This window comes from Bacillus sp. FSL M8-0077, assembly GCF_038050255.1.
Taxonomy (GTDB): domain Bacteria; phylum Bacillota; class Bacilli; order Bacillales; family Bacillaceae; genus Bacillus; species Bacillus altitudinis.
In genome coordinates, this window is the sequence record NZ_JBBPAF010000001.1 from 2,702,864 (window position 1) to 2,721,815 (window position 18,952).

Annotated in this window: 17 protein-coding genes and 1 other annotated feature; of the genes, 1 reads left to right on the forward strand and 16 read right to left on the reverse strand. The window is 42.0% G+C overall.

Going from position 1 to position 18,952, the window contains the following annotated elements; translation table 11 throughout:
• Nucleotides 1-47: 47 nt before the first annotated feature.
• Together NST57_RS14025 and NST57_RS14030 are read right to left on the reverse strand one after the other, a co-directional pair.
• On the reverse strand, nt 48-785 hold the full coding sequence (locus tag NST57_RS14025; RefSeq protein ID WP_048002761.1) for a LytR/AlgR family response regulator transcription factor: 738 nt from the start codon (nt 783-785) through the stop codon (nt 48-50).
• Nucleotides 782-2,539: a LytS/YhcK type 5TM receptor domain-containing protein gene (locus NST57_RS14030; RefSeq protein ID WP_142155700.1), complete on the reverse strand. Its 1,758-nt coding sequence runs from the start codon at nt 2,537-2,539 to the stop codon at nt 782-784. The genes NST57_RS14025 and NST57_RS14030 overlap by 4 nt, the downstream gene beginning before the upstream one ends.
• Before the next feature lie 177 nt (nt 2,540-2,716).
• Between NST57_RS14030 and NST57_RS14035 the strand changes: the two genes are divergently transcribed.
• Entirely contained in the window at nt 2,717-3,496 is a 780-nt protein-coding gene (locus NST57_RS14035) for an HAD family hydrolase (RefSeq protein WP_019743726.1), read from the forward strand.
• Nucleotides 3,497-3,551: 55 nt separating this feature from the next.
• On the opposite strand, the gene NST57_RS14040 is transcribed toward NST57_RS14035, so the two are convergent.
• The 14 genes from NST57_RS14040 to polA all read right to left on the reverse strand — a co-directional run bounded on the left by NST57_RS14040 (nt 3,552) and on the right by polA (nt 18,763).
• A complete protein-coding gene (locus NST57_RS14040; protein ID WP_142155701.1) occupies nt 3,552-4,472 on the reverse strand; it encodes a methyl-accepting chemotaxis protein in 921 nt (306 codons plus the stop codon).
• A 171-nt stretch (nt 4,473-4,643) separates the two neighbouring features.
• Nucleotides 4,644-6,584, reverse strand: coding sequence for a threonine--tRNA ligase (thrS, locus tag NST57_RS14045; RefSeq protein WP_007501674.1), 1,941 nt, complete (start codon nt 6,582-6,584; stop codon nt 4,644-4,646).
• 45 nt (nt 6,585-6,629) lie between these two features.
• Nucleotides 6,630-6,877, reverse strand: a binding site (T-box leader).
• 43 nt (nt 6,878-6,920) lie between these two features.
• Nucleotides 6,921-7,790, reverse strand: a complete 870-nt coding sequence (gene ytxC, locus NST57_RS14050; RefSeq protein WP_142155702.1) for a putative sporulation protein YtxC — start codon at nt 7,788-7,790, stop codon at nt 6,921-6,923.
• A 60-nt stretch (nt 7,791-7,850) separates the two neighbouring features.
• Entirely contained in the window at nt 7,851-8,489 is a 639-nt protein-coding gene (locus tag NST57_RS14055) for a VTT domain-containing protein (protein ID WP_142155703.1), read from the reverse strand.
• Nucleotides 8,490-8,521: 32 nt separating this feature from the next.
• The gene (gene dnaI, locus NST57_RS14060; protein ID WP_142155704.1) at nt 8,522-9,451 is read right to left on the reverse strand and encodes a primosomal protein DnaI; all 930 of its coding nucleotides are present in this window, start codon (nt 9,449-9,451) and stop codon (nt 8,522-8,524) included.
• A gap of 17 nt (nt 9,452-9,468) precedes the next feature.
• Nucleotides 9,469-10,893: a DnaD domain protein gene (locus NST57_RS14065; protein WP_142155705.1), complete on the reverse strand. Its 1,425-nt coding sequence runs from the start codon at nt 10,891-10,893 to the stop codon at nt 9,469-9,471.
• Between the two features lie 99 nt (nt 10,894-10,992).
• Nucleotides 10,993-11,451: a transcriptional regulator NrdR gene (gene nrdR / locus NST57_RS14070; protein WP_003216720.1), complete on the reverse strand. Its 459-nt coding sequence runs from the start codon at nt 11,449-11,451 to the stop codon at nt 10,993-10,995.
• Nucleotides 11,452-11,455: 4 nt separating this feature from the next.
• On the reverse strand, nt 11,456-11,842 hold the full coding sequence (locus tag NST57_RS14075) for a cytosolic protein (protein WP_142155706.1): 387 nt from the start codon (nt 11,840-11,842) through the stop codon (nt 11,456-11,458).
• A 185-nt stretch (nt 11,843-12,027) separates the two neighbouring features.
• Nucleotides 12,028-12,408 (reverse strand): adenosylmethionine decarboxylase, encoded by a 381-nt coding sequence (gene speD, locus NST57_RS14080; protein WP_003216492.1) that lies wholly within the window; start codon nt 12,406-12,408, stop codon nt 12,028-12,030.
• A 235-nt stretch (nt 12,409-12,643) separates the two neighbouring features.
• Nucleotides 12,644-13,666: a glyceraldehyde-3-phosphate dehydrogenase gene (locus NST57_RS14085; RefSeq protein ID WP_008346043.1), complete on the reverse strand. Its 1,023-nt coding sequence runs from the start codon at nt 13,664-13,666 to the stop codon at nt 12,644-12,646.
• A gap of 172 nt (nt 13,667-13,838) precedes the next feature.
• Nucleotides 13,839-14,444 (reverse strand): dephospho-CoA kinase, encoded by a 606-nt coding sequence (gene coaE, locus NST57_RS14090; protein WP_142155707.1) that lies wholly within the window; start codon nt 14,442-14,444, stop codon nt 13,839-13,841.
• Between the two features lie 13 nt (nt 14,445-14,457).
• On the reverse strand, nt 14,458-15,090 hold the full coding sequence (gene ytaF / locus NST57_RS14095) for a sporulation membrane protein YtaF (RefSeq protein WP_007501684.1): 633 nt from the start codon (nt 15,088-15,090) through the stop codon (nt 14,458-14,460).
• A 174-nt stretch (nt 15,091-15,264) separates the two neighbouring features.
• Nucleotides 15,265-16,098, reverse strand: coding sequence for a DNA-formamidopyrimidine glycosylase (gene mutM, locus NST57_RS14100; RefSeq protein ID WP_060781265.1), 834 nt, complete (start codon nt 16,096-16,098; stop codon nt 15,265-15,267).
• Nucleotides 16,099-16,123: 25 nt separating this feature from the next.
• On the reverse strand, nt 16,124-18,763 hold the full coding sequence (gene polA / locus NST57_RS14105) for a DNA polymerase I (protein WP_142155708.1): 2,640 nt from the start codon (nt 18,761-18,763) through the stop codon (nt 16,124-16,126).
• Nucleotides 18,764-18,952: the final 189 nt, after the last annotated feature.

The following is an 18,952-nucleotide window of genomic DNA, read 5'->3' on the forward strand; positions in this document are numbered from 1 at the left end:
CTGAAATGCAAAAAATGAGGATTGAAATACAAATGAAAAAAGCCGCCCTATTCTAATAGGAGCGACTTCTTTAGTTCTTTCGCATATGTTCGGCTGACAGGGACGATAGACCCGTCTGTCATATGAAGATTATACGTTGAATTAAACCAAGGCTGTACTTCTTTCATATGAGACGTGTTGACGATATAGCTTCGGTGAACTCTCATAAAATAAGCCTCGGGTAATTTCTTTTCAATGACCACAAGCGGTTCTGTCACCTCATACATATGATCTCTTGTTTTCACAACCTTTTTTCCTTCACTAAGCCCTACATACATAATCTCGTCAACCTGCAAGATCACAATAGACTCATCGACAGAGATCGCTAATTTTTGGTTGTGAGAAAATTTGTCTTCTGAAAGAGACGGCTCCTGCGTCTCAATAGCTTTCCACTTCTTAAACTTTTGCATCGTTTGCAAAAGCCGCTCTTCATCAAAAGGCTTTGTTAAGTAATCTAGTGCACTCACCTCAAACGCCTTCAGCGCATATTGATCAAATGCTGTAGCAAATACGATCGCCGGCGGATCAGACATTCGGTTGAGCCTTTTGGCAATATCAAATCCATTCTCACCTGATAAATCGATATCTAAAAAGAGCAAATCGGGCTTGTGATCGACCATCCGGTCAAAAGCAGATTCTATATTTTCCGCTTCCTCTATTTGAACATTCTCTTTTGTTCTTTGTAACAAATATTTTAATTCGTCTCTTGCTAAAACTTCATCATCTACAATCAATACCTTTATCAACGAGAATCATCCTTTTTTACATAATCCATTGGAATGCGAAATGAGATGTCAGTGCCTTTGTCACTATGAATGGATAAAGCAGCTTGCCGGCCAAAAATTCCTCTTAGCCGCTGGTCTAAATTATAAAGTGCTGTACCTGTTCCTTCTTTTGATTCAACTGGCGATTTTAATAATTGAGCCATCTTGTCGTCTTCAATCCCCTGGCCATTATCTGTGACTTTCATATAGACATGCCCATCTTTTATCAAAGCGGATACGATGACTTCACAATTTGTTTGATGTTTAGGAAAAGCATGTCTCACTGCATTTTCAACAAGCACTTGAAGCACAAAGGGAGGGATCATCACCTGTTCCAGCTCTTTTTCAATTTGAAAGGTCACTTGATATTTATTTGGAAATCTCGCTTGTTCCAGTGATAAATAAGCCTCCACATGCTGAATTTCTTTATGCATTGGAATGAGCAGCTGGCGGGCGCCTTGTAAATTTGATCGAAAATAAATACTCAGTTGCAGTAGCAGTTTCCTTGCCATCTCTACATTCGTTCTACACAAAACGGAGATGGTGTTAATGGCGTTAAATAAAAAGTGCGGATTCACCTGGGCCTGAAGCGCCTTGATCTCTGCATCTTTCAGCAGACGGCTTTGGGTCTCAGCCTCCCCAAGCTCAAGCTGTGTGGAAAAAAGCATCGCCAAACCTTCTGCAAGCTCCTCTTCTACTCTGCTTAATCCGACTGGAGAAGTGAAATACATTTTTAATGTTCCGATTGTTTGACCATTAGACGTGAGTGGTAGCACAATGGCTGCTTCAAGAGGACAGTGAGCGACTGAACAATTGATGTCATCTTTCGAATGCGCCTTCATAATCTTTCCACTCATCAACACTTGCTTAGACAACCCTGTAATCAGGCTTTTCGATGGAATATGATGATCTGTTCCATCTCCAACATGTGCTAAAATCTTTTCTGTATCTGTTAAGGAGACAGCATCTGTTTCTGTTAAACGATGAATGATTTCTGCCACACTTTTACATGATTGTTCGTTTAGCCCTTGCCGGAAATAAGGAAGTGTTTGATCTGCAATAGAAAATACTCGATGCGTCTGCATCGCTTTCGCCTGCTCTTCTTGGCGAATTACTGACTGTAAAATGGATAAAAAGATAAAACTCCCGATTCCATTCACAAAGATCATCGGCAACGCAATAATACTCACAAGGCCCCAAGCATCAGCAAATGGCTTCGCAAACAGAAGGATAATGACCATTTGTAAAGATTCCATCGCTACACCAAAAATCGCTGCTTGTCGCGGTGTGACCATTCGATTCTTCCGCTTAAATCGCCTGCCGACATAGCCTGCAATCACACCGGCTAAAATGGAAGAAATTGCGCAGCTAAGCGCGGTGCTCCCTCCTAGTGAATAGCGATGAATGCCAGCTAAAAGCCCAGCACCAATCCCTACAAATGGCCCCCCTATTAAGCCGCCCATTTCGATCCCCATAATTCTCGTATTGGCGATAGAACTTGATGAGCCTAGGTGATATGAAAATTCGTGGTTCATCACAATCTGCTGCTGGATTTCAATTCCAGTGTAATTGCTGATGATACTAAAAGAAGCAAAAATAAAGACAAGGATTGCTTTTTTTCGAAACCCTTGATTATGTAGTAAGAGATTGCGAAAGCCCTTCACATGGGCAAGCACAAATCCCAAAATAACGATGATTCCTACACGCTCAATCATCATAATAATTAAATGAAGCAAACCGGCCACCCCAATTGATGTATGTGATATCTACTGTCTATCTATTCTATCATGCACGGTCAATGCTCAAAAATCTCTCAAATCTTTTCTTTATTGCCCTCTCCTTCTATTGTAAAATGAACATGAGCCTGTCACATGCAATTGAGGGTAACTACATACATAACAAGGGAGAAGATCATGAAAGCCGTATTTTTCGATTTAGATGATACTTTGCTTTGGGATGAAAAAAGCATTCATACCACTTTTCAAGAAACTTGCCGGGAAGCAGAAAAGAAATATGGACTTGATCCAGAATCGTTTGAACAGATTGTGCGTGAAGAAGCAAGAAAGCTGTATTCTTCTTATGAAACATATGATTATACTGTCATGATTGGCATTAATCCTTTTGAAGGACTGTGGTCTAATTTTAGTGAGCCGATTAGCGAAGGCTTTCAAAAGCTGAACGCCCTTGCACCAGAGTATCGCAAAAACGCTTGGACGAACGGCTTAAAAGAGGCAGGAATTGACGATGAAGCATTTGGTCAATACTTAGCAGATTTCTTTGCAGCAGAGCGCAGAAAACGCCCGTATGTCTATGAAGAAACGTATCCTGTTTTAGAGCGCCTAAAGGGGAGCTATGAATTACTTCTTTTAACAAATGGAGATCCTAGTCTGCAAAAAGAAAAACTTGCAGGTGTTCCGGAACTTGCCCCTTACTTTAATGAAATTGTGATTTCAGGAGATTACGGGAAAGGAAAGCCTGATCCTGGCATCTTTGAGCACTGCCTTCAGCTGTTAAATCTCACAAAAGATGACGTCATCATGGTAGGAGATAATCCAAAAACAGATATTCTCGGCGCTTCTCGCGTAGGCATCCAAACCGTTTGGATCAATCGTCATGGCAAGAAAAATGAAACAGATGTGACACCAGATTATGAAATTAAAGACTTACACGAATTGTTTGATATTTTAAAATAAAGCATTAGAAAAACACCCTTCTCCTGATCGAGATTGGGTGTTTTTTCGATTTCGGCTAAACAATTGCTGCTAGACTTTGTGCTTGACGATCTAAGCTGCGTGCTGCTTCTCCTACATTCATGAATTCCTCGCTTGCCTGCTTGACAAGGTCCCGGTTTGTAAACACGCTTGTCTTTGCACGGCTGGTCCCGCTGCTGACCTTTTCAACTTCTATATGAATCGCCTTCACATATCGATCCACCTTTACGATCGCTTCCTTTGAATCTGTCGCAAGCTTACGGATTTCTGCCGCGACGACACTAAAGCCATTTCCATAGGAACCTGCATGCGCAGCTTCTATGGCCGCGTTCAATGCGAGCAGCTGCGTTTGGGAAGCGATACTGTTAATCGTTGTAGCAATTGAACTGATCGACTCCACCTGCTCTGTTAACCCTTCTAGCAAACTCATGTTTTGATCCGTTTCACTCGCAATATGTTCAAAAGAAGCATTTACACTTTGACTATGCTCGATGCCGATTTCCGCTCGCTCCATTAATTTTGCAGACATATCCTTTAAGTCTTCTACTACCTGCTTCACTGTGTTTTCTCTCTCCGTAATATCTGTTGCCACTTTCACGACAGCCACTACGTTCCCCTCTTCATTGAGCACTGGTGTATACGTCGCTTCAAGCCATAAGGTGTCACCGTACTTCGTGATCCGCTGCACCTTTTCCTGAAACACTTGTCCATTCTTCAAACGCTTCCAAAACATTTGATAACTTGCGTCTTCTGCAATATGCTGAGGACAAAACTGTCTATGCTTTAAACCAATCATTTCTTCCTTTGTATATCTCATGGCTTTTGCGAAAATATCATTGACCCATAGTACCTCGCCTGTGACATCAAATTCAATCATCGCCAATGAATGTTCTAACGCACGAAGAACGGCTGATTGCTCCAATACTTGTGTTGATAAAGTGTTTGTTGTTTGAATCATCACTTTCATTCCCCCAATTTGCCTCTATCCAATAGTACATACTTACCCATACTTTCGTACTATCTAAACGTATTATTTGCGTTCTTGGATCACTAGTAGAGAATTTTTTTCCACAAGAAAAAAGCCAGCAACCTCAAGAGATGAGATCACTGACTGTTTCGTTTGCCTTCATTATTTTTTTGCTTCTGCGACTGCATGTTTCACAAAAGCTTCGAGGTCCATTGTTTCTGAATCTTGTTCCCCGTATTTTCTTACATTGACTGCGCCATTTTCTGCTTCTTGATCACCGACAACTAGCATGTACGGAATCTTTTGCATTTGCGCTTCTCTAATTTTGTATCCGATTTTTTCATCACGGCTGTCAAGTTCAACACGAAGACCTTCAAGCTGCAAACGTTCTTGTACTTTTTTCGCATAGTCTAAATGGACAGACGGTGAAACCGGGATGACTTGGAATTGTACAGGTGCCAGCCATGTTGGAAGAGCTCCTTTGTATTCTTCAATTAAGAAGGCAACGAAGCGTTCCATTGTGGACACAACTCCTCTATGAATAACAACTGGACGATGGTGTTTTCCATCTTCTCCGATATATGTGAGATCGAAACGCTCTGGAAGTAAGAAGTCAAGCTGTACAGTAGATAGAGTCTCTTCTTTTCCAAGGGCTGTCTTTACTTGGACGTCAAGCTTAGGACCATAAAATGCCGCTTCGCCTTCTGCTTCATAGTAGTCGTGCCCAAGCTCGTCCATTGCATCTTTCAGCATAGACTGTGCTTTATTCCACATTGCATCATCGTCAAAATACTTCTCAGTATCCTCTGGGTCACGGTAAGATAAGCGGAACGTATAATCATTTAAGCCGAAGTCTTGATAGACTTCTTCAATTAAACGAACTGTACGGATGAACTCATCTTTGATTTGATCTGGACGAACAAAGATATGGGCATCATTTAATGTCATCCCGCGAACACGCTGCAGGCCGGATAAAGCGCCTGACATTTCATAGCGGTGCATTGTTCCAAGCTCTGCAATTCGAATTGGCAGTTCACGATAGCTATGAGGTTCATTTTTATAAATCATCATATGGTGCGGGCAGTTCATTGGACGAAGGACAAGATCTTCGTTGTCCATTTCCATGACCGGGAACATATCTTCTTGATAATGCGCCCAGTGGCCTGATGTTTTATACAATTCCACACTCGCAAGAACGGGTGTATACACATGCTCATAACCAAGGCGTACTTCTTTATCAACAATATAACGCTCAATGACGCGGCGGATTGTTGCCCCTTTTGGCAGCCAGAGCGGAAGACCTTGGCCCACTTTTTGAGAGTTCGCAAACAGCTTCAATTCTTTTCCTAGTTTACGGTGATCGCGCTCTTTTGCTTCTTCAAGCAGACGTAAATGCTCGTTTAATTCTTCTTTGCTGAAGAAAGCTGTTCCGTAAATACGCTGAAGCATTTGGTTGTTACTGTCACCTCTCCAGTAAGCACCTGCAAGGCTTAACAGCTTGAATTCTTTGATTTTCCCTGTAGACGGCAAGTGAATGCCGCGGCATAGATCGAAGAATTCACCTTGCTCATAAATTGTGACGGCTTCGCCTTCTGGGATTGCCTCTAACAACTCGAGCTTCAATTCATCGCCAATTGCTTCAAAGCGTGCTTTCGCTTCTTCTCTTGAAACTTCAATGCGCTCAATCGGCAAATTGCTGTTAATGATTTTTTTCATTTCTTTTTCAATCTTTGGTAAATCTTCAGGTGTAATCGCTACATCGATGTCGACATCATAGTAAAAGCCATTTTCGATGACAGGGCCTACGCCAAACTGGACGTGATGCTCTTTTCCATAAATGCGTTTGATTGCCTGTGCTAGTAAATGCGCTGTGCTGTGGCGCATAATATCGAGCGCTTCTTCACTCTTATCTGTGATGATCTCGATTGTTCCACTTTCTAACAGTGGCGTACGCAGATCTATTTCTTTGCCGTTCAATTTACCGGCAAGCGCTTTTTTCTTTAGGCCTGGGCTGATTGATGCCGCGATGTCTTCTGTTGTAGCTGTTTTGTCAAACTCCTTGACTGCTCCATCGGGAAATGTAAGTTGAATTTGTTCTGACATCTCTAGTCACTCCTTTTTTTGGCAATATAAAAACCCCGCCCCCTGGAAAGGGACGAGGTTGAATAAACGGAATCGTGGTTCCACCCTTTTTCCCGTATTTGCAGCTTGCTTTGTCAAAAGCAAATACGGCTTGTGGTTCAATAACGGGAATTCCCGTCAGCTATTACTAAACAGTTCACAGCTGATGTTCAAAGGTGGTAAAGCAAATGGTCCTCTGCTAGGAAGCTTTCAGCCGCGGCTTCCCTCTCTTTAAGCGGGTGTTCATTTGTTCATGTCCTTATCAATACGGTCTTTGTATGAAGTTACACCGTATTATAAAACGTTTTTTCGTGAAAATCAAGAAAGCTTTTCACTTTTCTTTTCCAAATGGCTAGGAACAAATTGTACATTCTGTTCTTGAAACGAATGAGGCGGGAATACCTCGACTCTTTCTTGAAAAATATTTTGAATGGTTTGCACCATCGAGTGACCTGTATCATCTGTAAATAGGTCAATTTTTTGTGGCGCAATGGATACAAGCGGTGCAATCAACTGCGAATCAATATACATTGGATGCTCTCTTACAAACTGTCTGTCTATGTATTGTTTTTGATCACGCTCAGAAGCGTACCGAAATTCCCAAATCATAAGGCGGTCCTGATGCACAACATGTACTTTTTCAAGCTTAGGTTCTCTTGACATCACATAGTCTCGAAGGGATTGAATAAAGTTTTGATATTCTTGTTCCATTTTATATTCTTCGATGGATACTTCAACATAGTTCTTCAGCCTTCTGTCATACGCTGAGAGCCTAAATGTCATAAATGAACCAATGGAAAAAACACCTTTCTGTAAAGAAATCGTCTCAAGCTCTTTTTTTAACAGATCCTCCCTCGGCGGGTCTTGATGAATTCCAGGAATATCATCTAGATCCCCTTTCATGATGCTATGGGCGATTGAAAGAATTTGGTGCTGCTCTTCTGGATCTTTAAATAAGTATGTGTTTTCAAGGATGCTTCGCATGCGTTCATTTTCTTTGCATTCCAAAAAAAAGTGAATCAGCAATGTCCGCACAATGTGCTCAATGGCTTCTCCTGATTTTTTTGCTTCTATGAGAAGCCGATCTTTCCCTTGTTGAATCGAAATGTGATGCCGACTGTCCAAGTGTTCAGCAAGATGTAAAAAAGCGGCGGTATCATATTCATCTTCAAAGATTATTTCAAGCATGTTTGTCCCCCCTAACGACATCTGTTACATATATATGGGGGGAACATAAAAAATAGACGCCTAAAATAAATCAGGCATCTTTCTTTTTAAAATCAATGGAACTGAGATAAAGATCAAATAAATCAAACAAACAATCGCTAAGGCAGCATAATTTCCGCTCACAAAGCTTGATCCAAGGACATTTAATGCCACAGTACCTGGTATTAATCCTAAAAAAGTAGCTGCCGCAAATGCACGATAATTCGCACGTGAAGCTGCTGCGGCATAACTGACAAAATCAAAGTGAATGGGTGCAATGCGTAATAAGAGGATATAAAGAAATCCATGCTCTTGAATACGGGACGTCACCGCTTTTAGCTTCCGATTGCTTGATTCGTTTTCCTGCTTGTTTGAACGGAAGGTTGAGGCAAGCAAAAAAGATCCTGTTGCACCTGCTGTCGCACCAGCTAAGGCATAAATGGTCCCAAGGACACTGCCGAATGCCAAACCTGCTGCTAGCGAAAAGACGGTGAGAGGGACAAGCACAAATGGACGAAAAAGTGATAAGAAAAGAAAGACAAAGGGAGCCAGTATCCCAAATTGAAGAATCCAATTCTTCACATCTTTCGGCGACAGTTGAAGATGCTGTTTGTTGAGCCACCATAGCACAGCAGCTAGAACGCCAATCACGAGGAAAAGCAGCCATTTTCTTTTATTCATTTCATCCGCTCTCCTTCACGTGACCTATCTTTTTATAAATGACGACGATTTTCCCCTTCAAGCAGAACTGGTTCAGCTAGGTAGAGAATACGTTCCATTAATCGAGCTGCCTTCACCTCTTCTTTTTCCCCGCGCTGTGAGTACGTAAAGTGATGCTTTAACTCATTCGGTGAGAAATTAGAAGAGAAAAAAGTCGGCAGCTGCTCTGCCATACGGTATTGCAAGATTGTTCCTAAAAGTTCATCTCGTACCCAGCTTGTCATCGACTCTGCTCCAATATCATCAAGCATTAAAATCGGTGTTGATTTGACCATATTCAGCTTCTCTTCGAGTGTATGATCGGCTAAGGAATTTTTTAACTCTCTCACAAATTCAGGCACGTATACAAGGAGAGATGGATACTCTTTTACCGCTAGCTGCTGCGCAATCGCTGCCAGAATAAATGTTTTTCCGACCCCAAACTTCCCGTGTAAATAGAGGCCTTTGCCCTTCCCTGTTTCATCATAACTTTGCAGGAATTGACCTACTTTTTGAATGACTTCCTGTCTTCCAACCACATTTAAATCAGCAAACGTCGCTTGAAGAACATTCTGTGGAATATACATACTTTTCATGAGTTCTTGCTGTTTTTTCTGTCTATCAAGCCGCAGTTTGACAGGACAAGGGGAATATTCAATATCAATGCTCTGACCTTTGATTACAAGCTTCGGGTGATACCCGTCTAAAATGACATTTACATTCTCTTCCTCTAAGCAGTAAGAACAGCCCTTTGATTGCTGTACATATTCAAAGAGCCTATTCAAGCTGCGATTGATCATATCTTCTTGTATTTCCTCTTGATGCTCCGTTAAAAAAGCTTTCACATCTTCATCAGCTAGGACACTTTCTTTAATCTGATTGTATCTCACACGAAAATCTACCCGCCCTTTTAGCTGATCAAATGAACGACCGATCGGTTTCATCTCCATCTCACCTCACATTAATGTGCATTGTACTTTTTCATATTATTAAACTGATCTAACAATTTTTCTTTTTCTCGTTCGAGGTCCTCTGTAGACAAATTATCTGTCTGTTCTTTTGCGGGCTGTTCTTTCGTTTCAGCTTCCTTCATCCAGTCAGGCAGCTTCTCCTCACGGATGACTTTTCCTGATCCATAGGATTGACGCTTATTTTTTTGCTGCGCCCATTCTGTCATTTGCCTGTTCTCTTCTTTGGCAATTTTCATAGCAGCTGCCACGGTTTTGATTTTCTTTCGCACCCAGTGGGCAGCGATTTTCTGCATATATGTTTTGGACAGTTTCATATCGGTTTTTAGCAGTGTATAGTAGATCAGGACATTCATAACCCCAGGCTCTAGCTGCTGCTCAAGCATAATATCTTCAACAATTCTTAAGTCTGCATACGTTGGTTCAATGCCATCTGCCATATCTTTCAAAAGCTCTCTAGGCGAAATATGATCAAGCTTTTCAATCAATTTCGCATCAGGCGCATCTGCGCCTGGCTGCTGCGTGGCTTCGTGACGTAAATGCCTTGGCTGTTTTTGATCAATCAGCTTCGGCTGTTCGCCTCTATATTCAATTTGATACCAGTCTCTCGCTGCTTTTCGCAGATCTTCAGTTGATATCATCTGATCTGAACCACAGGCACTCGCAACAATATTTTGCATTTGAAGCGGGGTGATGCCATAGACGACAGCTAACTTCTTAATTGTCTCTTTCACTTGTTTTGTCAAAGCCTTTCTCGGAATCATCATGTCCGACATGCCTGCTAACAGGAGATCAAAATCAAAAGATTCATCTGAAAGCGGTGCAGGCTGACTTGAGCCAACTGTCACATATTCGTAGCCCTCATCAAGCGATGACGCCTGATTGATTTCCTCTGTCATCTTGCGCTCTCCTGGCTGCAAGACATGAAACACTTCTTCAAACGATCGGGATATGTTCTTTGCATCAGCAGGAACTCCTGGATAAGAAAAATAATCACGGAGCTGCATATATTTTGCTTTCTCTACCCGATGATACAAAAGGACATTCAGCATACCATCTTGGAAAAATTCATCCGGTCTCAGCGGCGGCACGAGCTCATATGTAAACAGTCTGCCTTCTTCCGTTTCCTGTTCATATGTGCGTAGTAATCCGATCGCTTCAAGCTTTAGGCGCTCCTCAAAAATATCATTTAAATTCGTTTGCAGCATCACCATCAGCTGACGGTGAGGTGCGGGTTTCCCCCACATTCGATTTTGTTCCAGCTCTCCCCATAGCGTCATGTATAAACTGAAAGCGGACATGCCAATAAGCGGCTGATATAAAAGAGTAATAAGCTGTCTATCGATGTCACCGAGCAATGAAGCGCTTTTGACGACATACGGATCGACGGCTAGCACTTCCTTCCAATGCTCTGTCATATGCTGATCCTCCCTTAATACGGTTGTCTTCATTGTACACTCTTTTTGCGTTTTTCGCTTTACGCAGGAAAAAGAGCATGAAGAATCTTCAGCTCTTTTTTAGCGTTCTTTCTTTAATAAATCTTTTAATTCATCAATAAACACATTGATATCTTTAAACTGACGGTAAACCGAGGCAAACCTGACATAAGACACTTCATCAATTTTCGCCAGCTCGTCCATCACCATTTCCCCAACAAGCTCGCTTTTCACCTCTGACATGCCTTGGTTACGCAATTCCTTCTCGATGTTAAAGCAGACATCCTCGAGCTGTTTTAAAGCGACAGGACGTTTTTCACAAGCTTTAATCAATCCTCTCAACATCTTTTCCCGGCTGAATTCTTCTCTAATTCCTTCTTTTTTCACCACAATCAATGGCAATTCTTCTAATTTTTCAAACGTCGTGAAGCGATATTGACAGCTTTCACACTCTCTTCTGCGACGGATGGATTTCCCTTCATCTACTGGTCTTGAATCAAGCACCCTTGTGCCAAGGTGCTGACATGTGGGACATTTCATTTCATCAGCTCCGATCTCTTCTTGGAAGTTGTTTGTCTAGTTCTTTATAAAGGGACAAAACAGCCTTTTGACTATAGCCAAAGTCTGTTGGCAGCGCTGTTTCTGTTGTCACATGAAAATCGACAGCTGTTTCAAAAGGACGAATTGAAATGACAGTCGCCACGAGAAAAGCTTTTTTCGGCGTTCGTATGTTTGCGCTGATTTCACCTCGTTCTGCTGAAACAGATGTCACTTGATAGGAATCGTTTCTTGAAAGAACGGCTTCTACCGTTTGGAAAACTTGAGTTTGTGTCGATTTGTAGTAATGGCTTTTCAGCTCTGACACTGGATGATGGTCAGATGTTTCTGTATGATTTGAAATGAATCGTTTTAGATTTTGTCCTAAAGTCATACACGTATCCCCTTTGTCATAAACCCTCTTCTTTATTTTATAAAAAAAACCTTTGTTTTCCTAGAACAAAAGTATAGACAGGTTGGATCATGCTGGATGCCCGTGTATGGAACAAATATAAAAAGGAGCATAACACAAAGGCATTTAATGCTTTTGGCCAGCTCCCATTGCAATCTTTTTTATGTTTACAGTGCTTTGGCTTGCGCCTGTTTCACTTGTACAGGTCCCATGCCTCGAGGAATTTCGATGTTTTCTCTTGTTTCAGCACCTAGTTCATCTCCGATATGATCTGCTGCAATATTCGGATCTAGATCGCCGCAAGTATAAACATCTATGCTCGCATAACCATGTTCAGGAAAGCTGTGAATTGTCAAATGAGATTCAGAAATAATGACAACTCCACTTACTCCTTGAGGTGCAAATTTGTGAAAAGCAACCTCTCTAACTTCAGCTCCTGATTTCAAAGCTGCATTTACAAACGTTTTTTCAATAAAATCCATGTCGTTCAGTTTATCACAGTCGCATCCCCATAACTCAGAGATAACGTGACGTCCGATTGTTTCCATCATGGACCCCCCTTAAACAAGAATGAAAGAGTGAAGTTCTAAGCAGCCGGACCGGACATATACCACGGGGGAAAGTTAGTCCAAAGAGGTCCTAACCCTTTAAGTATACCCGAATGAGTCTGCGAACAAGAAGTTCACGAAAAATAGTATACTTTGTTTAGACCCATTTTGCAAGCTGTCTTTTTAGTGGGATTTTCTCTCATTTCTTGAAAAGGGACGTTCAGTCTTCTTCATTTCAAACAGCTGAAAGCTCTTTCATCTGTGAACCAACAAACTTTACAAGATCAACCACTCTGCAAGAATAGCCCCATTCATTGTCATACCATGCAAGAACTTTTACTTTTCTGCCTTCCATCACCATCGTTGTAAGTCCATCAACGACAGCAGAATAAGGGTTTGTGTTAAAGTCTGTGGAGACAAGTGGTTCATCGGTGTAATCTAATATGCCAGCAAGAGATGTTTTTGAAGCCGTTGCAAAGGCAGCATTTACTTCTTCTGCTGTGACATCTTTTTTCAAGTCGACCACAAGATCAACCATCGATACATTTGAAACCGGTACGCGAAGTGCAAGTCCATGTAATTTCCCTTTCATGTGCGGCAGCACTAAAGAAAGCGCTTTAGCGGCACCCGTCGTCGTTGGAATGATGGACTGGGCACATGCTCTTGCCCGGCGCAAATCCTTGTGGGGGTTGTCGATATTTTTTTGATCATTTGTATAAGCATGAACCGTTGTCATTAAGCCGTTGTCGATGCCAAATTCATCATCTAACAATTTGACAACTGGTGCTAAGCAGTTTGTTGTACAAGATGCGTTTGAAATAACGACGTGCTTTTCAGGATCAAGATCATCCTCATTGACACCCATTACAATTGTAACGTCTTCATTTTTACCTGGAGCTGTAAGTACGACCTTTTTCGCTCCGGCATCTATATGGCCCATCGCTTGATCTTTTGAATTAAATTTCCCTGTTGCTTCGATCACGATATCAATCCCAAGCTCTCCCCATGGAAGCTGCTTTGGGTCTCTATTATTGAGCAAAAGCACTCTTTTGCCATTGACAATCAACGCGTCATCTTCTGCTGTCACATCGCATTCGTAACGTCCATGATTTGTGTCATATTTAATTAAATGTGCTAGCGTTTCGGCAGGATAGCTTGCGTTCACCGCTACAATTTGAATTTGATCATCAAGCATTGCTTTTCTGAAGACCATGCGTCCAATTCTGCCAAACCCATTGATCGCTGCTTTTACCTTCATGAACAGGTCACTCCTCTATTATGTGTTATACTCAATAAATTTATTTATGAAATTAGTATATCACATTAGAATGTAATTGCCAGTATATAAACGTACATTTTCAAAAAAGGGCTGTTCTTTGCAATGAAATTGACGAAAAAAGCATAAAAAAAGAAGAGTACTGTATGTACTCTTACTTATCTGTATGTTCCCATTCGTTTAATATGTTCTCTAATTGCTTTCTCATAAAAGCAAGATCTTTTGTGTTTTCTATCACGCGGTCTGCTTTTTGGCATTTTTCCTCAAGAGGCTGCTGGGAGTGAATGCGATTCAGCGCTTCTTCCTCACTCAAGTCGTTTCGATTCATGAGCCGCGACAGCTGCAAATCAGGCGTCGTGTACACAACGATGATACGGTCGACTAGCCCTTCCAGCTTGCTCTCAAATAGGAGCGGAATATCAAGCACAACAAAAGTTTCTTGGTTGCTGACCCCTTCATCACGCTGCTTGAGCATTTCCTTTCTGACTTCAGGATGAACGATGGCATTGAGCTTTTTTCTTTTCTCTTCATCAGAAAAAATGATCGCCCCAAGCTGCTGACGGTTCAGTTCACCATTTGGCTGAAGAACCTCTTCACCAAAAGTTTGAACGATTTGATGAAGGGCAGGCGATCCTTTAGAAACCGCTTCTTTTGCAATGATATCTGCATCCACCACCCGAATGCCTTTCTCTTTTATCATCTGCGAGACTGTGCTTTTTCCGCTAGCAATCCCGCCTGTTAATCCAATGACGAGCGTCAATTCGTTTCCTCCTTTACAGCTTCCACACCCCAATTAAAATGAGCAACAGCCCTGGTAAGCATGCGAGTTTATCGATCCAGCGCCAATTGGCCAAATAATGACCTGCACGCAGTCCAATGCATACAAAAAGAGAACTCATCACAGCGACCGTGATGCTCATGACAATTGGAGAAAAACCAAGAATCGCTGCACCAATCCCTGCACCAAATGCATCGATGGATAAAGCAATTCCAAGAAGCACCGCTTCCATTCCATTAATGGTGCCAGAGCGGTCAATATCTGCACTTGTAGGCTTTCGCAAAATATGAATGACAAGCCCAAGAGACTGCACTTCTACATTGAGAAGTGTTTTTTCATGAAGGAGCAAATCACGCTCTTTCGCTGGTTTATAAAATTGATACAGAACCCAAAGTCCGATAGCAATTAAAATGCCTCCACCCAGTTTATCTGTCACTGAGACAGGGAGGAATGTCGTGAGCAGGCTGCCAATCAGCATGGAAATGAGCAACACAATTCCTGAACAGCAAGCAATAATAACGATGGCTTTAAATGGAATCCTCATCTTGCGAAGACCATACGTAAAACCTACAGAAAAGCTGTCAATGCTGACGGCAATAGCTAAAAACAGAAGCGAAAACGAAATCATACCTGTACTCTTCCTTTCTGTTCATGCAACGATGATCAAGAGTCTCTAGGCGTCCTTAGACTCTTCTTCACTATATGAAGAGCAGGTGGGCTGTGTGTCAGTCTACACCTTGCTGAAAAAAGAATGTTTTTTATCGTATGCATGGCAAAAAGGAAGCATGCTGACGGCTTACTTTTATGAAGGGCGTTTTTGGCAGGTCACACAAAAATGAGTGCCGCGCCCTCCCACCACTGTTTTCTCTATGATACTTCCGCACGTCTGGCAAGGTTCTCCCCGCCGGTCATATACAAGAAGCTGTAATTGAAAAGTCCCAATATCACCTTGTGAATTGATGTAGGAACGAATGGTGCTACCTCCTGCATCAACAGCCACTTGAAGCGTATCAATAATATGTTTGTGGAGCACCTTACAAGATTCAAGACTTAGCTGATTCGCTTTTGTTTCTGGATGAATGCCTGATTTAAACAGCACTTCATCTACATAAATATTACCGAGGCCAACCACAATCTTTTGATCAAGTAAAGCCGTTTTGACCACGCGGGAGGTTTTCTTTAATTGCTCCCATAAATATTCTGGTGTAAATGAGTCTGAAAAAGGTTCATATCCCAGCTGTGATAGCGGAAGTTCTTTTTCTTCTTCGCCTGGCTGAAATAGATGCATCGTCCCAAATTTACGGACATCATGGTACCGAAGTTCGGTACCATCTGTGAACGTAAAGACGACGTGTACATGTTTATCATAAGGCTCACCAGTTTCATGTACACGGTATTTCCCTTCCATTCTTAAATGGGAGACCATCACATAGTGGTCTAAATGAAAGAGTAGAAACTTCCCTCTTCTTTCAATCGTTTGAATGGTTTCTCCTACCATCCTTCTAGCGAACTCTTCCGGTTCCCCAGGACGTTTGATGATATTTGGCCATTTGATATCGACCGTTTCAATCGTTTTTCCTTTGACTAACCGCTGAAGAGTGCGCCGGACGGTTTCTACCTCTGGTAATTCCGGCATGCTCCTCGCTCCTTTTTCTCTCTCTTTATTTTGCGTCGTACCAAGATGGACCTGAAGCGAAATCGACTTTTAGCGGCACATCGAGCTGAAGTGCATTTTCCATGACTTCAGGGACGATTTTTTCTAGTATGGCGATTTCTTCTTGTGGCGCTTCAAAGATCAGTTCATCGTGCACTTGCAATAACAGATTTGCCTGCAGATTCTCTTCTTTTAACTTTCGTGCCATATCAATCATCGCTTTTTTAATGATATCGGCGGCACTGCCTTGGATCGGTGTGTTCATTGCCGTTCTTTCCGCAAAGCTTTTCACATTAAAATTACGGCTTGTGATATCTGGAATATATCGTCTACGTTTGAGAAGCGTGGTCACATACCCTTTTTGTTTTGCTTCCTGCACGATGTCTTCCATATAGGTTTTCACGCCTTTAAAGCTTGTTAAGTAACGTTCAATGAAGGCCGCCGCTTCTTTTCTTGTAATCCCAAGGTTTTGAGACAGTCCATAATCACTAATTCCATACACGATTCCGAAGTTGACCGCCTTCGCCTGTCTTCTCATAGAGGAAGTCACTTCTTCTTCTGAGACATGGAACACATCCATTGCTGTTTTCGTGTGAATATCCATATCTTGCGTAAAGGCTTCAATCAAGTTTTCATCTTGAGAAATGTGCGCGAGTACACGCAGCTCAATTTGAGAATAATCAGCCGCAAACATGAGCCAGCCTTCTTTTGACGGGACGAACGCTTGACGAATCTTTCGGCCTTCTTCTAAACGAATCGGGATGTTTTGAAGGTTTGGGTCTGTTGAGCTTAGTCTTCCTGTTTGTGTAAGTGCCTGATTAAATCTTGTGTGCACTTTATGCGTATCTTTGCGCGTCACTTTCATTAAGCCTTCCACATAAGTGGATTGCAGCTTTCCTATTTGACGGTAATGCAGAATGGACCGAATAATTTCGTGCTTGTCTTCAAGCTTTTCAAGGACATCCGCAGACGTAGAGTAGCCTGTTTTAGTCTTTTTGATAATAGGCAGTCCTAATTTTTCAAATAAAATCACACCAAGCTGCTTCGGTGAATTGATGTTAAATGTTTCTCCTGCTAACCGATGAATGGTTTCTTCATATTCCTTCAGCTTCTTCGTGAGTTCTTCACCCATTTTCTGAAGGCGTTCAACATCCACTTTTACCCCAAGAGATTCCATTTCACCTAAGATGAGGGCAAGTGGTAGCTCTAAATCTTCATACAACTCATGCTGATCATTTTTTTCTAACGCTTCAAGGGTCAAATCATGCAGCGCAGAAATCGCTGCTGCTTTTCTTCCAAGATGGTCTTTTAGCTCTTCTTCAGGTGGAATCGCCTGTTTCGCTCCTTTTCCGTATACTTTTTCATCGGAAAGGGCAATGTTCAGGCCATATTCCTTCGCCACACTTGCAACGTCCTCATAGGATTTCTGCGGATTGACCACATAGGAAGCGAGTAGGACATCGTTATCGACACCTTTTAAATCAACATCATGCCATCTGAGGGCAACAACCGCTCTTTTGGAATCAAAGACCCATTTCTTCTTCGTTTCATCCTGTACCCATTGTTTAAACGCTTCAGATTGTAGAGCATCTTCTTTTGTCATAAAAAATGCACCGTTCTCATTATGGATCGCAAACCCTATCAAATCGGCTTCGTGATAATTGTCTCCTAGCTGTTCTACCACAAGGGCAGCGTGATCTGTCAGCATGTCCTCCGTGACATCTGTCATTTTCTTCACATCTATTTCGTCTATTTCTACTGGTTCATCTGATTCTGGTGCTTCTCCTAAACGCTCTAGCAGCGTTTGAAAGCCCAGTTCTTTATAAAGCGAGATGACCTGTTCCATGTGAGGACCTTCATAGGCGAGCTCTTTGCTAGACACATCTATTGGTGCTTCTATGAGAATCGTCGCCAGCTTTTTACTCATCACCGCTTGTTCTTTATATTCTTCAAGCTTTTCTTTCAGCTTTTTTCCGCTGACTTCGTCAATATGATCAAGCAGATTTTCAAGGCTTTCAAACTGCTTTAGTAATTTGATCGCTGTTTTTTCACCGACACCAGGTACGCCTGGGATATTGTCTGATGAGTCTCCCATCAGCCCTTTCATATCGATGATTTGATCTGGTCTGAGGCCGTATTTCTCTTCAATATGGGCCGGTGTGTAATATTCTACTTCTGTGATGCCTTTTTTCGTAATGGCTACTGTTGTATGATCTGTTGAAAGCTGCGTTAAGTCTTTATCTCCTGAGAAGATTTTGACCTCAAAGCCGTCCTTTTCTGCCTCTACAGCCAGTGTGCCGATAATGTCATCTGCCTCGTATTGCGGAAGCTCGTACCTTTTCACTTGATAAGCATCTAATAGCTCACGGATGAACGGCATTTGTTCTGATAGTTCTGGCGGAGTTTTTTGTCTTCCACCTTTATATTCCTTAAAGGTCTCGTGACGGAAGGTGGTTTTACCCGCATCAAATGCTACGAGCATATGAGTCGGCTTCTCGTCTTCAAGCATCTTCATTAAGATCATCGCAAAGCCATAAATGGCATTTGTATGTACGCCTTTATCATTGGATAATAGCGGCAAAGCAAAAAAAGCTCGATAAGCGAGACTGTTTCCATCCACAAGTACTAATTTCTTTTGATCTGTCATCTTTTAATCCTCCATCGACTGAGCCGGCTCAGCCGTCTCTTTCGCACATTGTATGTTCATTTTATCAAAGTTTAATTTGAAAAGAAAATAGACAAGCCTGCATAAAAAAGGGACGAAAACAACAAGTGTTTTCGTCCTTCCAAAATTGGCTCCTTGGATGAAGGGGTTCCTATTCATCCTACCAATGAT

Coding starts and splice junctions, on each gene's coding strand:
- polA (WP_142155708.1), bottom strand. CDS start 18,763: ATGACAGATCAAAAGAAATTAGTACTTGTGGATGGAAACAGTCTCGCT.
- nrdR (WP_003216720.1), bottom strand. CDS start 11,451: ATGAAATGTCCCACATGTCAGCACCTTGGCACAAGGGTGCTTGATTCA.
- dnaI (WP_142155704.1), bottom strand. CDS start 9,451: ATGAAACCGATCGGTCGTTCATTTGATCAGCTAAAAGGGCGGGTAGAT.
- speD (WP_003216492.1), bottom strand. CDS start 12,408: ATGGAAACAATCGGACGTCACGTTATCTCTGAGTTATGGGGATGCGAC.
- NST57_RS14075 (WP_142155706.1), bottom strand. CDS start 11,842: ATGACTTTAGGACAAAATCTAAAACGATTCATTTCAAATCATACAGAA.
- mutM (WP_060781265.1), bottom strand. CDS start 16,098: ATGCCGGAATTACCAGAGGTAGAAACCGTCCGGCGCACTCTTCAGCGG.
- NST57_RS14055 (WP_142155703.1), bottom strand. CDS start 8,489: ATGAATAAAAGAAAATGGCTGCTTTTCCTCGTGATTGGCGTTCTAGCT.
- NST57_RS14065 (WP_142155705.1), bottom strand. CDS start 10,893: ATGACAGAGCATTGGAAGGAAGTGCTAGCCGTCGATCCGTATGTCGTC.
- ytaF (WP_007501684.1), bottom strand. CDS start 15,090: ATGATTTCGTTTTCGCTTCTGTTTTTAGCTATTGCCGTCAGCATTGAC.
- thrS (WP_007501674.1), bottom strand. CDS start 6,584: ATGTCAGAACAAATTCAACTTACATTTCCCGATGGAGCAGTCAAGGAG.
- ytxC (WP_142155702.1), bottom strand. CDS start 7,790: ATGCTTGAAATAATCTTTGAAGATGAATATGATACCGCCGCTTTTTTA.
- NST57_RS14035 (WP_019743726.1), top strand. CDS start 2,717: ATGAAAGCCGTATTTTTCGATTTAGATGATACTTTGCTTTGGGATGAA.
- NST57_RS14040 (WP_142155701.1), bottom strand. CDS start 4,472: ATGATTCAAACAACAAACACTTTATCAACACAAGTATTGGAGCAATCA.
- NST57_RS14085 (WP_008346043.1), bottom strand. CDS start 13,666: ATGAAGGTAAAAGCAGCGATCAATGGGTTTGGCAGAATTGGACGCATG.